A 15,969-nucleotide genomic window follows, 5' to 3' on the forward strand; every position below is an offset into this window, starting at 1 on the left:
GCGCGCCTTGTCCCATTTTCTCGTGAACCACAGCTTCTGCTCCTGCTCCGTTGTCGACGGGCCCCATGCCCCACGGAATCAAGAAGAAGACGCAATACGGCGAAAAAACCTGAATGGCCGGCCGGACTATTTTGTAACAGCGTCAGCGCGCTGAAATTTCGCTGCGGCCGTCTGGCAACTGGCGCACCTGTACCGGCAGGATGTGCGGCAAGGCCATGAGGAAGGCGTCGGTGTCGCGGGTCTGGAACACGCTGGTCACGGTCAGGTGCTCGACGCCCGGCGCCAGCACGATCGGCTGCTGGCGATAACGCGATACTTCCCGCGCCGCCGTGGCCAGGTCGGTATTGCTGAAGCGGATCTGGCCGCCGCGCCAGGCCAGCGTCGCGGCCATGTCGACGGGCTCGGCCGCGCCGGCCTGCCCGGCCGCGTCGATGCGCACGCCCTGCCCGGCCGCGACCGGCAAGGCCGCCGCGTCGTGCGCGCCGGCCACCTTGACCGAACCCGACTCCACCAGCACCCGCACCTGGTCCGCATCGCGGCGCACGTCGAAGCGCGTGCCGGTCACGGTGGCGGTGCCCAGCCCGGCGTCCACCACGAACGGGCGCGCGGCGTTCTTCTCGACCGTGAACAGCGCCTCGCCTTCCTCCAGGACGACGCGCCGCTCGGCATCGTCAAAACGTACGCGGATGCGGCTGCGGCTGTTCAATTCGGCGCGGGAGCCATCGGGCAATGCCACGCTGCGCAGTTCGCCAACCTGTGTCCGGTATTCGGTCCAGCCGGCGCCGCGCGGCCACAGCGCCCAGCCGCCCACGGCGATGATCGCGGCGCCCAGGCTCAAGGCCAACGCGGCCCGCCGTCCTGGATGGGCCGCGCGGCGGCGCGGCGGCTCGGCCAGGGCGCGCAAGCGCTCGGGCGCGATACCGCCGGCCGCCTGCCAGATCGATTCCAGCATGCCGTACTCGTAGGCGTGGCGCCGGTCGGCGGCCAGCCAGGCGGCGCGCGCCTGTTCCTGCGCCGAATCCCATTCACCGGAATGGGCGCGCGCGAACCAGCGCGCGGCCTCGGCGCGGATGGCGTCGGCCTCGCGGCCGGCCCGCCCGGACGATGCGGCGTCAGTTGGGCGCATAGGCCCCCAGCCGCTCGCGCAGATGCAGCGCGGTACGGATCATGTATTTCTCGACCATGTTCTTGCTCAATCCCATGCGCTCTGCGATCTCGGCCTGCGTCAGGCCTTCCAGCCGCTGCCACACGAACACCTGGCGGCACTTGAGCGGCAGTTCCGCCAGCGCCGCTTCCAGCGCCTGTCCCAACTGGCCGGTGCGCGCCTGGGCCATCGGGTCGCCCAGTGGACTGGCGTGGTCGGCAATGGTATCAAGCGGCACCCATTCCTGCCCGCCGTCACGGCGGAATTGGTCCACGGCCACGTTGCGCGCGGCCTGGTGCAAGTAAGCGCGCGGCTGCGCCACCTGGGCTGGATCGGTTTCCAGGCACTTCACCAGCGCGTCGTGGGCCAGGTCGCGCGCGGCGTCACGGCAGCCCAGCCTGCGGGTCCAGACCGCGAGCAGCTCTTCGTAATAGGCCAGGAAGCCGGAGGGACGGGACGGACGCAAGGACATGACGCACAATCGACAGAGGCATGCATGATATGCATGATAATGGTTTCCATTTTCATAAACAAACCCCCGCGCTCCGGCCGCGTCCGGCGCCCTGCCCTTAGTGCAGGCGAGTTCGCCCTGCACGGCGTGGGCATCGGCCTGGTGCATCCGGTCATGGCGCTGGACTACCTGGCGCGCGGCTTGACCATCAAGCCGCTGGAACTGGACATCGGCTTTGCCAGCCTGCTGGTGTTCCGGCCCGGCACACCGCTTTCGGAATACGCGCGGGCGTTGCTGAAAGCGATGCGCATCGAGCTGGAACGGGATCTCAAGCGGATCCGGACGGCGCTCAATACTTGAAGCTCAGCCGCGCCCAGAGGGTGCGGCCGGGTTCATTGAAGGCCGTGTTGGCGGCAAAGCCGAAGCCGGCGTCGCCCGCCAGGTTCAGGTGCTCGGCGTAGGTCTTGTTGAACAGGTTGTCCACGCCCAGCGACAGCTTGACCTGCTTGCTGACCGCGTAGCCGCCGTTCAGCGAGAACACGCCGAAGCCGGCGCTGGGGCCGAAGTCCTTGCCCACCACATTGCCCTGGTTCAGCGCGTAGCGGCGCTGCGCCGCCACCAGCCGCCAAAGCGCGCCGGCCGACCAGGTGCCATCGTCGTAGGCGGCGCTGAGCCTGGCTTCCAGCGGCGGCATCTGCGGCAAGGCGCGGCCATCGCTGCGGTTCTGGCCCCAGGCGTAGGCCAGCGTCGCGCCCAGCTTCCAGCGCGGCGCCGCCTGGTAGGACAGCCCCAGCTCGCCGCCGGCGATGCGCGCGTCGATGTTGCTGGCCTGCGTCGAACTGCCGTGCATGCCGCCCATGGCGTAGTCGAACAGGATGAAGTCGTCGACATAGCCGGCGTAGCCGGACAGCCACGCATCGAGGGTCTCGGTCTTGTATTGCGCGCCGAAATCGAGCTGCGTCGTCTTCTCGGGCTTGACGCCGCTGAACGCGTTGACCGAGCCATCGGGTCCCTGGTTCGGCGAGAACAGTTCCCAGTAGTCCGGGAAGCGTTCCGCATGGCCCAGGCCGATGTACACCGTGGCCGGCAGGTCCGCCAGGTCCCGCTCGTAGCGTAGGAAGCCGCTGGGCAGCGTCTCGTTGCGGCGTTCGCCGGCGGTGGGGTTGGGCATCGGCATCATCATCGAGCCATTGTCGCGCCGGAAGTCCTTGGCCGAGGCCCAGTCCACCCGCGCCCCGCCGATGATGCGGCTGTCGTCGGCGGCATGCCAGGTCAGCTCGCCGAAGACGCCAGTGTTGGCGAAGCTGGCATCCTTGACCCAGTTTTGTTCGCGGTAAGACACCATGGCGTTGCCGCTGCGCGAGCGATGACGGCTCTGCTGGAGGTCCAGGCCAGTCACCAGGCCCAGGTCCGGCGCCAGCTTCCAGGTCCCGGCGACGCGCCCGCCCCAGGTCGCGCGGTCCACGTTCGCGGCCATCGCCATCGGCATCATGCCGTGCGGGTCCGGCGCGCGCAGCGTGTAGTTGTCCATCACGTGATCGGCGTAGTTGTAGTAGAGCTGCGCCTCCAGCTTGTCCAGCACGCCGCCCAGGTTGCGCTTCTCGAAGCGCAGGCCGAAGCTTTCGCGCTTGAACTGCGAACCGTCCATGCCGCGCCCGGCGTAGCGGGCGTTGCCGTCGCCGGTGCCGGCGGTCAGCTCGTACAGCGTGCCGGCGTCGGGCGTGAAGCCCAGCGCCAGGTCGGCGTTCCACTTGTCCCAGCGCGACGGCACCTGGTTGCCGTCGCCGTCCTTGTAGTCCTGGGCGTGCGAATGGTTGGCGGTGATGCGGGTGTAGACCTTGTCGTTGCCGACGGTCAGGTCGGCGGCCTGGTCGTTGCGGCCGTTTGATCCGCCCACGAGGCTGCCGTCCAAGCTCACGCCGGGTTCGCTGAAACGCGGCGTGTCGCGGTCGAAGCGGATGGTGCCGGCCGAGGCGCCCGGCCCCCACAGCACCGTCTGCGGCCCCTTGATGACGGTGAGCTTGTCGAAGTTCTCGGGCGAGATGTACGAGCTGGGCGCGTCCATGCGCGCCGGGCAGGCGCCGGGCATCGAGGTGCCGTTGGTCAGGATGTTCAGGCGCGAGCCGAACATGCCGCGCAGCACCGGATCGCCGTTGGTGCCGCCGTTGCGGATGGCCGAGAAGCCGGGAATGGTCTTGAGGTAGTCGGTGCCGTCGCTGGCCGGCAGGGGCTGGCGCGGGATCTTCGGGTCGGTGGCGAAGGTCAATGGCGCGCTGGGCGCCACGCCGGTGATGACCACCGCATCGGTGACCGTGATGCCGTCGGCGTCGACGTTGCCGGGCCAGGCGGGGAACGACGCGGCCACGGCGGTGGCCAGGCCGCAGGCCCGCAGGATTTGCTGTTTCTTGCGCATGGGGATCTCTGGATCTGAACGGGCTGGACGCGCGCGACCGTACGGGCCGCATCGATGCGCGCCAGCAAAAAAATGGCAAAGACGGGGTTCAGGCCGACAGAGGCGGAGCGCGCGGCTGCCGCGGCAACCGCGCCTGCGCGCTGGAGAAATGGATGTCGAGGGTGGGCGCCGGCAACGGTCGCGGCGTGTCGGGTGGCAGCCAGGCGAGCAATGGCAACCCCGGCAGCGGGGCGCCGCCCAGCATGGCGCAGCCGGCAAAACAGCAATGCGGCATGGCGCCGCTGTGCTGCTGCGTGTCGCGCGCGACGCCGTCGGCGTCCAGCGTGACCAGGCGCGGCCCGCTGGCGGTGCAGATGATGGTGGTGGCGCCGGGAGCGGCGCCCGGGCCGGTCAGTGCGGCGGAAGCGATCAGCGCCTGGAAGACGAACAGGACCGCCGCGGCCAGCGCGGTCCAGCGTCGTTGGTCAAGGGCACCTCTGGCGGGCATTCGCATCCTCTTGAAGGAGCGGATGGTAGCACGCACCGCCATGCAAAACGGATGGCATCCGGTGCAGTAGGACGCTGGGAAAGTTCGAGGGCGTTGCGGTCAGCCTGATCGCTGACGCGGATCAGCCCTCCCGCCCCGCCGCCACCGGCGCGCGCAGCCGGCGGCGCGCCGGGTCCGGCCGCGGCACGGCGGCGATCAGCCGCCGGGTATAGTCGTGCGCCGGCGCCTCGAAGATGCGGTCGCATTCGCCCTCTTCCACCAGTTCCCCCGCGGCCATGATGGCCACGCGGTCGGCGAAATGGCGCACCACGCCCAGGTCGTGCGAAATGAACAGATAGGTCAGCCCATGCTCGGCCTGCAGGTCGGCCAGCAGATCGAGCACCTGCGCCTTGACCGACACGTCCAGCGCCGAGACCGCTTCGTCCGCGATGATGAAACGCGGTTCCAGCGCCAATGCCCGTGCAATCGCGATGCGCTGACGCTGGCCACCCGAGAACTGGTGCGGGAAGCGCTGCGCGTGATCCGGCTGCAAGCCGACCCGCCGCAGCAGCGCGAGCATGCGCGCGCGGCGTTCCTCGGGGGTATACAGGCCATGGATCACCATGCCGTCCATGATGGCCTGGCCCACCGTGCGACGCGGATTCAGGCTGGAGTACGGGTCCTGGAAAATGGTCTGTACCTGGCGCCGGAACATGCGCAAGGCCGCGCCGGCCAGTTGGTTGACGTCGTGACCGGCCAATTGGATGCGGCCCGCCGTCGGACGCAGCAGGCCGGCGATGCAGCGGCCCAGCGTGCTCTTGCCCGAGCCGGATTCGCCCACCAGGGCCAGCGTGGTGCCCGGCGCCACCGCCAGGCTCACGCCCTTGACGGCGTGCACCACGCGGGTCGGCCGGCCCAGCAGTCCGCGGGCGGCGACATAGTCCTTGGCCACGCCTTCGGCGCGCAGAATGAAATCGGTCATGACCCGGCCCCCTGCGCGGCGCGAGATGGCGGCGCGCTCAGGCGGCGGGCCCGGTCACGCGGCGCGTCCACGTCCGGCACGGCGGCCAGGAGCGCCTGGGTATAGGGGTGGCGCGGCTGGGCGAAGATGCGCTGTACGCCGCCCTCCTCCACCACTTCGCCGGCGCGCATGACCACCACCCGGTCGGCGATCTCGGCCACCACGCCCAGGTCGTGGGTGATGAACAGCACGGCCGCGCCGGTCTCGGCCTGGATCGAAAACAACAGCTCCAGTACCTGCGCCTGCACCGTCACGTCCAGCGCCGTGGTGGGCTCGTCGGCGATGATGAGCCGGGGCGACATGGCGCAGGCAATCGCGATCATCACGCGCTGCCGCATGCCGCCGGACAGTTCATGCGGATAGGCCCTGGCGCGTTGCGCCGGTTCGCGGATGCCCACCCGATCCAGCAGCGCCACTGCCCGCGCCCACGCCGCCTTGCGGCCGGCGCCGCCATGCAGGCGGATGACTTCGGCGATTTGGTTGCCCACCGTGCGGCCCGGGTTGAGCGCGGTCATGGGTTCCTGGAACACCATTGCGATTTCCTTGCCGCGCAGCGCGTCTTTCTCGCGTTCCGAGGCGCGCAGCAGGTCGCGGCCGTCGAATTGCAGCATATCGGCCGCGACCCGGCCCGGCGGGTCCACCAGGCCCATCAGCGAATAGCCGGTCACGGACTTGCCCGAGCCCGACTCGCCTACCAGGCACACCACCTCGCCGCGACGCAGCGTCAGATCGATGCCCTTCACGGCGGCGTAGCGGCCGCCCGGGGTGTCGAAATCGACCCGCAGGTTCCTGACCGCCAGCAATACCCCGGCATCATGGTTCATCGTTGCAACTCCGGATTGAGGGCATCCTGCAACCAGTCGCCCAGCACGTTGACGGCCAGCACCGTGAAGAACAACGCCAGCGCCGGCACCAGCACCGGCCACGGGTTGGTGAACAGGTAATCCTTGAGCGAGCCGACCATCTGGCCCCAAGACGGCACCGGCGGCCGCACGCCCAGCCCCAGGAAGCTCAGGCCCGCCTCCAGCAGCATGGCGAACGAGAACGTGAAAGAGGCCTGCACCGCGATGATCGAGCGCATGTTCGGCAGCACTTCGTGCCAGATGATCCAGGGCGTGCCCGCGCCCAGCGAGCTGGCCGCCAACACGTGTTCGCGCGCCCGGATGCCGCGCGCCACGCCCCACGCAACGCGGGCGAACTGCGGCGCGTACAGGATGCCGATGGTGCCCACCAGCGTCGGCAGGTTGCCGCCGATGAAGGCCAGCACCACCAGCGCCACGAAGATCTCCGGCAGCGATACGAACACGTCCACCACGCGGATTGCGGCGGCTTCGGCGCGCCGGCCCAGGAAGGCCACGCCGACGCCCACCGCCACGCCCACCACGCCGGCCAGTACCACCGCGGCGGCCGCCACGGACAGCGATACGCGGGCGCCGTAGACAGCGCGCGCCAGCAGGTCGCGGCCCAACTCGTCGGTGCCCAGCCAGTGTTGCCAGGACGGCGACGCCAGCAGGTTGGCGGCGTCGATGCGGTACGGATCGGCCAGGCCCAGCGCAGGGCCGAAGATGGCGGCCAGCACCACCACGGCCAGGAAACCGAGCGCCAGCCGGACCGCCACGCCGGTCTTGGGGATACGAAGCGATGCAATCATGCGGATGGCCTGCGGATGCGGGGGTCGACAAAGCCCTGCGCCAGGTCGATGACCAGGCTGATCAGGATGAACAAGGCGAAGATGGCCAGCAGCGCGCCCTGGATCACCGGATAGTCGCGCGAGAATGCCGCGCTCACCAGCAGCGAACTCAGGCCGGGCCAGTCGAACAGCGCCTCGATGATGACGGTGCCGCCCAGCAGGTTGCCGGCGCGCACGCCGATAATGGCGATGACCGGCACCAGCGCGTTCGGCAGCGCGTGCCGCAGGATCGCCTGGCCACGCGGCAGGCCCTTGGCGCGGGCCAGCTTGACGTAGTCGCGGCCCATGACATCGCCCAGGCTGGCGCGCGTCATGCGCGCCACCACGCCCATGAAGTTCAGGCCGATGGTGAGCGACGGCAGGATCAGCGCCAGGCAGTGCTGCCAGGGGTCGTCCGAGAACGCCACGAAACCCGACGACGGCAGCCACCCCAGCGCCAGGCTGAATACCAGCACTAGCAGGATGCCCAGCACGAACACCGGCGCCGAAAAGCCAGCCACCGCCAGCACCGATGCCGCCATGCCGGCCAGCCGGCCGCGCGACCGCGCCGCCACCACGCCCAGCGGCACGCCCAGCAGCACCGCCACCAGCAGGCCGGCGCCGATCAGTTCCAGGCTGCGCGGAATGCGCCGCGCCAGTTCGTCGGCCACCGGCTCGCCAGTGCGCAGCGACACGCCCAGATCGCCGTGCGCCAGCGCCCCGACCCAGTGCGTGAACTGCGTGGCCAGCGGCAGGTCCAGGCCCAGTTGGGCGCGCACCCGCGCCACGGCCACCGGATCGCTGCCGGCCTGATCGCCCAGCATGATCGCGACCGGATCGCCGGGCAGCAGGTGGATGGCGATGAAGACCACGCCTGTCGCCAGCGCCAGCGTGATCAGCGCCGACCCCAGGCGTCTGAGCAGAAAAGGCAGCATGCCGGCGCGCTCAGTTCAGCCACATGGTGGGCAGCGAGATACCGGGGCTGCTTTCGCTCAGGGCCCCGCCCAACTGGGTATAGCCGTGGACCTTGCGCAGATAGCCCTGGGCCTGCTCGCGCCAGCTCACGAAAGCCCACGGGCTGGTCTCCAGGATGCGCTGCTCGGCCTGGCGATAGATCGGCTGGCGCGCCTTGGGGTCGGTCAGCGCGCGGCCCTCGGCCAGCAGCTTCTCCAGTTCGGCATCGCGGTAGCCGACCGGCTTGGCCCAGTAGCTCGAATCGCCGCCCAGGTAGTAGGCATAGGCATCCGGGTCGGGCAGCTTGACCGACACGCCGTAGATCATCGATTGGTAGTCGCCGCGGTTCTTGCGCTCGACCAGGGTGGCCCATTCGACCGGCTCCAGCTTCAGGTTGATGCCGACCTCCTTGAGGTTGGCCTGCACCACCTGCGCCATGGTGGTGTAGATGCCCAATCCCTGGAACACCACCATGGACGCATCCACCCCGTTGGCGTAGCCGGCCTCGGCCAGCAGCGCGCGGGCCTTGGCGGTATCGCGCTTGAAGGTGCCGTCCAGCGCCTTGTCGTGGTAAGGCGAATCGGCCGGCGTGGGCGCGCCATAGATCGGTTTGCCATAACCGAAGAAGGCCGCCTTGGATACCGCCTCGCGGTCGATGGCATACGAAACGGCGCGGCGCACGCGGGCGTCATCGAACGGCTTCTTGGCGGTGTTGAACCACACGCTCATGAAGGCCCCGCCGGCGGTGTCGATCTTGATGCCGGCATTGCGGCGCAGCACGTCGATGTCTTTCCAGGGCACGAAGTCGATCATGTCCAGCGACTGGCTGCGCAACGCATTGACGCGCGCGTCGTCGCTCTTGATCATGCGGAAGTCGACGCCATCCAGGTACGGCTGGCCCTTGACGAAATAGTGCGGGTTGCGCACCAGGCTGGCGCGCACCGCGGGCTCGTACTGCTTCAACTGGAACGGGCCGGTGCCATTGGCCGAGAGCTTCAGGTTGGCGCCGCTTTCGACCCACTTGCGCGACACGATGGCGGCTTCGGGCAAGGCCAGCACGCTCAGCATGGTGGCGTCGGGCGATGGCTTCTGCACCTTGACGGTAGCCGCATCGACCACGGTGACGGAGATCCCCTGCAGGTTCGAGCGCAGGGTGGCGCCGGTGGCCGGGTCCAGGATGCGGTCGAGCGAGAACTTGACATCCTCGGCGGTCACCGGTGTGCCATCCTGGAAAACCACGTCTGGCCGCAAGTGGAAGACAATGGTGCGGGCATCGGGCTGCTCCCAGCGCTGCGCCAGCCGCGGCACGATCGCCCCGCTTTTGTCGTAGCCCGCCAGCGGGCTGTAGAGCGCCTCGATCAGCACCTTCCAGGCGCTGCCGCCATAGACGTGCGGGTCGAGCGACACGATCTCGGACACGGTGCCGTAGCGCAGCGTGCCGCCGGTCTTGGGCGTTTCGGCGGCGTGCGCGGCCGAAACGCCGGCCGCCAGGGCGCAAGCGCCCAGCAGGTGCGCCAGACGGCGCCAGTTGTGCATCTTCGTCATGTTTTACCCCTTGTGCAAAATGCCGGCCGGTGGCGGGCGCGTCGTCAGGACGGCAGCGCCTCGACCAGCCGGTCGATTTCAGTGGAATCGTTGTAGTAGCTGGGCGAAATGCGCAGGTTGCCGCCGCGCACCGCCAGGTCCACGCCTGCCTCGCGCAGGCGTTCTGCCAACTCCTGCGCATCGTGGCCGGGATGCTTGAACGACAGGTTGCCCGAGGCCTCGCCCGGCGCCCGCGCGCTGACGATCTGATAGCCCTTGCGCTGCAAGGCGGCGCCGGCATAGTCGGTCAGTTCGAGGATGTGCGCCTCGATCCGCGCCGGCGTCAACGCCAACTGCACGCGCACCGCGGCGTCCAGGCCCCAGATGCCGGTGAAGTTGGCCAGCGCCTCTTCGAAGCGGCCGGCGTTGGGCCGGTATTCCAGCAGATAGTGCATGTGGTCTTCGGTGCTGTCGACGCTGTGGTAGCCCACGCTCGGCGGGTCCAGCAGGCCCAGCACGCTCTTGCGGCAATAGAAATAGCCGGTGCCGATGGGCGCCAGCATCCACTTGTGGCCGCCCACCGACAGGAAGTGGACCCCCAGCCGTTCCACGTCCAGCTCCAGCGCGCCGGCCCACTGGATCGCGTCCAGGTTCAGGTACACGCCCCGCTCGTGGCACAGGTTCGAGGTGGCCTCAAGATCCTGGCGAAAGCCATTGGAGAACTGCACCGCGCTCAGCGACACAAGGCGGGTGCGGTCGTCCATCAGCTTGCGGATGTCATCCACCAGGATGCGGCCGTTGCGGTTCTTCACCCAGCGGATGGTAACGCCGCGCGCGGCCAGCTTCATCCAGCAGTAGACATTGGACGGATATTCGATGTCGGGCAGGATCAGATTGTCGCCATCGCGCCAGGGAAAGCCGTTGGCCACGTTCACCAGCCCTTCGGTGGTGTTCTTGACGTAGGCGATCTCGTCGCGGTGCGCACCGATCAGGCGGCCGATGCGGGCCTTGATGGTCTCTTCGGCATAGCGGCACCACTGCGGATAGGCGTTGCGGCCGTTGTCGCGCACGTCCTCCATGAAGCGGTTCACCGCCGCCACCACCGGCAGGCTCAGCGCCCCGATGGAGGCGTTGTTCAGGTAAGCGCGCCGTTGCTTGATGGGAAACGCCTCGCCGATGTTGCTCCAGTCGAGCTTTTCGATGCCATTGCGGTCATCGGGAAAAAGTGCCGCGGGTCCGCCCACGGAAACCGGTTTGTCCAGGATATTCACGCCGCGCCTCTTTCATTGAAGGTGGGATGATCCTAAGATTGCACGAATTCATGCGTCAATTTCGTTTGGAGTATTGATTCATGCGCTTTTGTAAAGTGTCGGTCGCGCGCCGCTTGCTTTCCCTCTGGGACGAGGCCTGCCGCTCGGCCTGCCCCGGGCCGGCCTGTCGGGGTTTGTCCCTATGCGCCTGAATCGCCTGCAGGCGCTGCGCGCGGTGCTCGAAACCGGCAGCGTCACCGAAGCCTCGCACCGCATCCATCGCACCCAGCCGCAGGTCAGCCGCCTGATTTCCGCGCTGGAAGAGGAAGTGGGTTTCCCGCTGTTCCTGCGGCAGGGCCGCGGCCTGATTCCGACGCAGGAATGCCTGCGCTTCTATGAAGGCACGCGCCACATCCTGGCTGGCTTCGAAGAGGTCTCGCGCATCGCCGAATCGATCCGCAACCAGCAGGATGCGTGGCTGCGCATCCTGACACAACCCTATTTCGCCTACAGCGTCACGCCGCGCGCCATCGCCGAGTTCGCCCGCAGCCATCCCAAGGTGCGGGTATCGCTGGAGGTGCGCTCGCGCGTCGACGTCGGCCTGTGGATGTCCGGCCAGCAGTTCGATCTGGGCGTGGCGGCGCTGCCGATCGACTTTCCCGGCATCCACTCGCGCATCTTCGCCCGGGTGCGCCTGGTGATCGCCATGCCCGAGGGCCATCGGCTCGCGGCCAAGCGCGTGGTGACGGCCGATGACATCAAGGACGAACCCTTCATCGCCCTGCGCCCTTTCACCCTGCTGCGCCAGCATATCGACGACCTGATGGAGAAGCGCCGCCTGCCGCTGCGGCTGGTGATGGAAACCTCGTCCGGCCAATCGGCCTGCCAACTGGCCGCGCTGGGCATGGGCATCGCCCTGGCCGACCCGATCCTGGCGGCCAATGTGCCGGGCATCGTGCTGCGCGACTTCGAACCGCGGCTGACCATGCCCTACGGCTTTCTGCTGCCCAGTTCGTTCGCGCCATCGGAACAGGCGCGCGAATTCGCGCGCGCCTTGATCCGGCTGGTCAAGGAAATGGCGCCGCAGCGGGTCGAGCTGGTCGATCCGCTGGCGAGCGAGGCGGATGCGTTGATGGCGTTTCCGTAAGGGCTGCCCCCATGCGCCGCCGGGGCCGATATCAATTCCGCTCATGACAGATAGCCAGGCCAGGCTATTGATGAATGGGCGCGCCGGCCTCATCATGCTGCGGGGCCCGTCCGGGCGCCGCCCATCCCTTATCGCCATGCCTCGCCGACCGCTAGCCATCCTGCAAATGGGCCGACCGCCCGAAGACCTGCGCGCCACCCATGGCGAGCAGGCCGATTGGGTCACGGCGGCCCTGGCGGGCGTGGATACGCCCCTGGCCGTGATCCATCCGGCCGATGGCGAGGCCCTGCCCGATCCGGCAGCGCTGCGCGGCGCGGTGCTGACTGGCTCCTGGGCCATGGTCACCGACCGCGCGCCCTGGAGCGAACGCACCGCCCAGTGGCTGCGCGCCGCGATGGACACGCAGTTGCCGCTGCTCGGCATCTGCTACGGGCACCAGCTCATGGCCCATGCTTTCGGCGGCGAGGTCGACTACCATCCGCGCGGCCGCGAGGTCGGGCTGCACCCCGTGAGGCGCCTGCCCGCCGCCGCGGCCGACCCGCTGCTGGCTGGCCTGCCCGAGCATTTTCCGGCCCACCTGACACACGAGCAGAGCGTGCTGCGGCCGCCGGCCGGCGCCATCGTGCTCGCCGGCACGGCGCACGATCCGCACCAGATCCTGCGCTACGGCCCGCGCGCGCTGTCGGTGCAGTTCCACCCGGAATTCACCGCCGGGCTGATGGATGCGTGCCTGGCGCGGCGCCAGGACCTCCTGGCGGCCGAAGGCCATGATGTGTCCGCGCTGCGTGCGGCGCTGGCGCCCACGCCGCACGCGCGGGACATCCTGCGCGCCTTCGCGGCGGCCTGCTAAGCGTGGCGCGCCGCGCTCCCGCCCCGCGCCGCGGCGGCCGCAAATCCCTCCTGGCGGGCGCCGCGCCATGATGTATCTGCTATGGTCCCTGCCGGCGCTGATCGTGATCGGTGCCATCGCCAGCGGCCGCCTCAACACCACGTTGGCCGCCGTCCTCGGGCTACTGGCCGCGATACCTGTGGCAGGCTTCGCTGCCCCCGGCGCTTTTGGGGCTGGCGCGCTGGGCCAGGCGCTGGCGCGCGGACTCTGGATCGGCGCCGTCATCACCCCCTACATCCTGGGCGGCCTGCTGTTCTGGCAGATGGCGGCGCGGGGCGGCCCGTCAGCGGCCGGCGCCGAGGCCGCCAACACGCCGGCCGATGCCCTGGCGCGCCGCCGCCTGTTGTTCTTCGCCTGTTTCCTGGTGGGGCCATTCGCCGAATCGGCCACCGGCTTCGGCGTCGGCATGCTGGGCACCGTGCTGTTGATCCGTCCGCTCGGGTTCAAGCCGCGCGAGCTGATGATCTTCGCGCTCCTGAGCCAGACCCTGATCCCGTGGGGCGCAATGGGCAGCGGCACGCTGCTGGCCTCCGCCTACGCGCGCGTGCCGCCGGCGCAACTGGCCCTGTACGGCATGGCGCCCGTGGCCCTGCTGATGGGCATATGGATGACGCTGTTCTGGTTCACCGCGCGGCGCGCGGGCCTGCCGGCCACCTGGGCCGAACGCGGGCGCGAGGCGGCCTGGATGCTGGCCAGTCTGGCCCTGCTGACAGCCGCCACGGCGCTGTTGGGCCCGGAAACCGCCTTGCTGGCGGCCTTCGGCCCCTTGATCGTGCTGCGCTTCGTGCTGGACCGACGTCCCCGACGCGCGCAATTGCGCGCCGCAGCCAAGGGCGCGCTACCATACATCGCGTTGATCGCCTGCCTGGTCGCCACGCGCCTGGTGCCGGCGCTGAACCACGGCCTGGCCGGCCTGGCGCGCTTCAGCCCCTACCCCGACCTGCCCGCCTGGGCGCCGTTCCTGCATGCCGGCAGTTGGCTGATCGGCGGCGCGCTGCTGATGGCGGCCGTGCGCCGCCGGCCGGGCCTGCTGGCGGACAATGCCCGCCACGCCTGGCGCACCGGCAGGCATGCGGTGCTTTCGGTATTCCTGTTCGCGATGATGGCCGAGGTGCTGGCGGGCGCCGGCATTTCGCAAGCCTACGCCGACGGCCTGTTCCGCGCCCTGAACGATTGGACCCTGCTGATCACGCCGCTCATGGCCGGCGCCTTCGGCATCCTGGCCAACAGCGGCAACGCGCCCAACAGCCTGTTCATGCCGTCGCAGCTATCCCTGGCCCTGCACGCCGGCCTGAGCCTGCCGGCCGCGGCGGCGCTGCTGCACGTATCGGGCACCTCGATGGGGTTCTTCTCGCCGGTGCGCATGTCCATCGCCGCCGGCCTGTCCCATGGCCACGGCCAGGAGCGTACGGTGTATGCGCAACTGCTGCCGTTCGCGCTGGCCGCCTTCGGCCTGCTGCTGGCGCTGGCCCTGCTGCTGGTGCTGGCGGGGTGAGGACCGGCAGGACGACGGCGCCTGCCGCCGGCATGCCGTGGACACGCGCCGCCTACGACGGCGACATCAGGCCCAGCACACCGACGCTGATCAGCACCATGGCGCCCAGCGCCAGTTCCCAGCACGTATTGCGCCGGATGGCGTGCAGCGCCTGGTCCGGCCGGCGCCGGATGCGCGGGATCCAGCGATAGCGATTGGCCAGCGCCAGACCCGTCATGGCCACGGCCAGCGCGACCTTCAGCAGCAGCACCCCCACATAGGCCGCGCCGGGCGCCGGCAGCCTCGGGCCCAGGATCAGCAGCGCGTTGGCGATGCCGCTCAGCAGCAGGACCCCGACAGCGACGTGCCCCCAGGCCGAAAAACGCAACAACGCCCGCGTGGCGTCGGCGCGCGCTTGCGGACGCTGCCAGGCCGCCAGCCACGACAGGAACACCGGCAACGACCCCAGCCAGAACGCGGCCGCCAGCACATGCAGATAGTCATTGAGCGCGTGCGCCAGGCCCCAGCCGCCTGCATGCATCGCCGCATGGCCGCTGAATGCCAGCGGCGCCAGGGCCACCGCGGCCGGCCCGGCCAGCCACGAGGGCCGGCCCGGCCGCAACCCCAGCGCAACGCCCAGCACGGCCGCCGCGCACAGCGCGCGCAGCACCCAGGCCTGACCATAGCGGGTCCGCAGCGTCACCGTGTCCAGCATGTCGCCGTCCAGCATCGCGCGCCAATCGCCGGCGATGCTGGCGGCCTGCAGCGGCAGCAGGCACAGCGTGGCCACCAGCCCCACCGCCGCGATGCGCAACAGGGCCGGCCGCAGCGCGGCCTCGGCTGCCGTGCCCAGGCGTGGCGAGCCGCCCAGCGCCAGCATGGCGCTGGCGCCGAACAGCAGCGCCGCCGCGCCGGCGCTCACGGCCCGGCACAGCGCAAACACGACCCACAGCGTGTCCATCTCAGGGCTTGACCGTGAAGGTCCAGGCCCCATTGGTTTTGTGGCCGTCCTTGGACAAGACCTGCCACTTCACGGTGTACGCGCCCGCCGCCAAGGGCTGGGCGACGGGAAGCACCAGCGTCTTGCCGTCGCCGGGCGCTGGCGCCGACTTGGCTGCAACGGCCGGCTTGCCGGCCGCGTCCAGCACGGTCAGCGACGAAAAGGCCGGCTCCAGTGCTTCGGAGAAGCTGGCCGTCACCGACGACGGCGCGGCCACCTCGGCCTTGTCGGCCGGCGTGGCGCGTTGCAGGTGGGCATGGGCCCAGGCCCATTGCGGGGCGAGCGCCAGCGTGGCGGCGATGAATGCGGGTTTGAACATGATGGGAACTCCAGGATAACGGCGGCGCAAGGCCGCGCAAAAGGCATGGCGCGAGCGCGGGAAAGATATCGCGCGCAAGGAAGGCCGGTTCGGGGATCGGACGGATGCGCACCCACATCGCGCCCGCGCAGGCAGGCGTGACGTGGGCGCAAGGATCAGGCGGCGCGCGGTGGCGCCCGCGATTGTTGCGGCAGCCGGGCCGCCCGGCCGCGCGGGCATGGCGCGGCCGGCGCCGCGCGCGGCAATGC

Annotated in this window: 16 protein-coding genes; 4 read left to right on the forward strand and 12 right to left on the reverse strand. The window is 69.6% G+C overall.

The features are described 5' to 3' along the window. Window positions 1–142 precede the first annotated feature (142 nt). Complete coding sequence (locus tag AC6LKG_RS16585) at window positions 143–1,126, reverse strand: FecR family protein (protein ID WP_498165995.1); 984 nt, start codon at window positions 1,124–1,126, stop codon at window positions 143–145. Continuing rightward, the gene (locus tag AC6LKG_RS16590) at window positions 1,113–1,616 is read right to left on the reverse strand and encodes a sigma-70 family RNA polymerase sigma factor (protein WP_498165998.1); all 504 of its coding nucleotides are present in this window, start codon (window positions 1,614–1,616) and stop codon (window positions 1,113–1,115) included. Before AC6LKG_RS16590 ends, AC6LKG_RS16585 begins: the two co-directional genes overlap by 14 nt. Before the next feature lie 153 nt (window positions 1,617–1,769). On the opposite strand from AC6LKG_RS16590, the gene AC6LKG_RS16595 reads away from it, so the two are divergent. Continuing rightward, window positions 1,770–1,955, forward strand: a complete 186-nt coding sequence (locus tag AC6LKG_RS16595; RefSeq protein ID WP_498166000.1) for a hypothetical protein — start codon at window positions 1,770–1,772, stop codon at window positions 1,953–1,955. Here the strand turns inward: AC6LKG_RS16595 and AC6LKG_RS16600 are convergent. The 8 genes from AC6LKG_RS16600 to AC6LKG_RS16635 all read right to left on the reverse strand — a co-directional run bounded on the left by AC6LKG_RS16600 (window position 1,945) and on the right by AC6LKG_RS16635 (window position 10,913). Next, a complete protein-coding gene (locus tag AC6LKG_RS16600; protein ID WP_498166003.1) occupies window positions 1,945–4,008 on the reverse strand; it encodes a TonB-dependent copper receptor in 2,064 nt (687 codons plus the stop codon). The two genes, AC6LKG_RS16595 and AC6LKG_RS16600, sit on opposite strands and share 11 nt — an antisense overlap. An 88-nt stretch (window positions 4,009–4,096) precedes the next feature. Continuing rightward, window positions 4,097–4,495, reverse strand: a complete 399-nt coding sequence (locus tag AC6LKG_RS16605) for a DUF2946 family protein (protein ID WP_498166005.1) — start codon at window positions 4,493–4,495, stop codon at window positions 4,097–4,099. A 121-nt stretch (window positions 4,496–4,616) separates the two neighbouring features. Then, entirely contained in the window at window positions 4,617–5,456 is an 840-nt protein-coding gene (locus AC6LKG_RS16610) for an ABC transporter ATP-binding protein (protein ID WP_498166007.1), read from the reverse strand. Further along, a complete protein-coding gene (locus AC6LKG_RS16615; RefSeq protein ID WP_498166008.1) occupies window positions 5,453–6,319 on the reverse strand; it encodes an ABC transporter ATP-binding protein in 867 nt (288 codons plus the stop codon). The genes AC6LKG_RS16610 and AC6LKG_RS16615 overlap by 4 nt, the downstream gene beginning before the upstream one ends. Beyond that, window positions 6,316–7,146: an ABC transporter permease gene (locus tag AC6LKG_RS16620; RefSeq protein ID WP_498166010.1), complete on the reverse strand. Its 831-nt coding sequence runs from the start codon at window positions 7,144–7,146 to the stop codon at window positions 6,316–6,318. The genes AC6LKG_RS16615 and AC6LKG_RS16620 overlap by 4 nt, the downstream gene beginning before the upstream one ends. Further along, window positions 7,143–8,099 carry an ABC transporter permease gene (locus tag AC6LKG_RS16625; protein WP_498166011.1) on the reverse strand — a complete coding sequence of 319 codons (957 nt, stop codon included), beginning with the start codon at window positions 8,097–8,099 and terminating at the stop codon, window positions 7,143–7,145. The genes AC6LKG_RS16620 and AC6LKG_RS16625 overlap by 4 nt, the downstream gene beginning before the upstream one ends. A 10-nt stretch (window positions 8,100–8,109) precedes the next feature. Continuing rightward, window positions 8,110–9,663, reverse strand: coding sequence for an ABC transporter substrate-binding protein (locus tag AC6LKG_RS16630; protein WP_498166014.1), 1,554 nt, complete (start codon window positions 9,661–9,663; stop codon window positions 8,110–8,112). A 44-nt stretch (window positions 9,664–9,707) separates the two neighbouring features. After that, complete coding sequence (locus tag AC6LKG_RS16635; RefSeq protein ID WP_498166016.1) at window positions 9,708–10,913, reverse strand: aminotransferase class V-fold PLP-dependent enzyme; 1,206 nt, start codon at window positions 10,911–10,913, stop codon at window positions 9,708–9,710. Between the two features lie 181 nt (window positions 10,914–11,094). On the opposite strand from AC6LKG_RS16635, the gene AC6LKG_RS16640 reads away from it, so the two are divergent. The 3 genes from AC6LKG_RS16640 to AC6LKG_RS16650 all read left to right on the forward strand — a co-directional run bounded on the left by AC6LKG_RS16640 (window position 11,095) and on the right by AC6LKG_RS16650 (window position 14,423). Then, window positions 11,095–12,039, forward strand: coding sequence for a LysR family transcriptional regulator (locus AC6LKG_RS16640; protein WP_498166018.1), 945 nt, complete (start codon window positions 11,095–11,097; stop codon window positions 12,037–12,039). 136 nt (window positions 12,040–12,175) lie between these two features. Then, on the forward strand, window positions 12,176–12,889 hold the full coding sequence (locus AC6LKG_RS16645) for a glutamine amidotransferase (protein WP_498166019.1): 714 nt from the start codon (window positions 12,176–12,178) through the stop codon (window positions 12,887–12,889). A 67-nt stretch (window positions 12,890–12,956) separates the two neighbouring features. Continuing rightward, window positions 12,957–14,423, forward strand: coding sequence for a hypothetical protein (locus AC6LKG_RS16650; protein ID WP_498166020.1), 1,467 nt, complete (start codon window positions 12,957–12,959; stop codon window positions 14,421–14,423). Between the two features lie 52 nt (window positions 14,424–14,475). Here the strand turns inward: AC6LKG_RS16650 and copD are convergent, their stop codons facing one another. Beyond that, a complete protein-coding gene (gene copD / locus AC6LKG_RS16655; protein WP_498166022.1) occupies window positions 14,476–15,363 on the reverse strand; it encodes a copper homeostasis membrane protein CopD in 888 nt (295 codons plus the stop codon). Window position 15,364: 1 nt separating this feature from the next. Next, window positions 15,365–15,721: a copper homeostasis periplasmic binding protein CopC gene (gene copC / locus AC6LKG_RS16660; protein ID WP_498166023.1), complete on the reverse strand. Its 357-nt coding sequence runs from the start codon at window positions 15,719–15,721 to the stop codon at window positions 15,365–15,367. Window positions 15,722–15,969 lie beyond the last annotated feature (248 nt).

This window comes from Achromobacter sp. 46006, assembly GCF_059761975.1.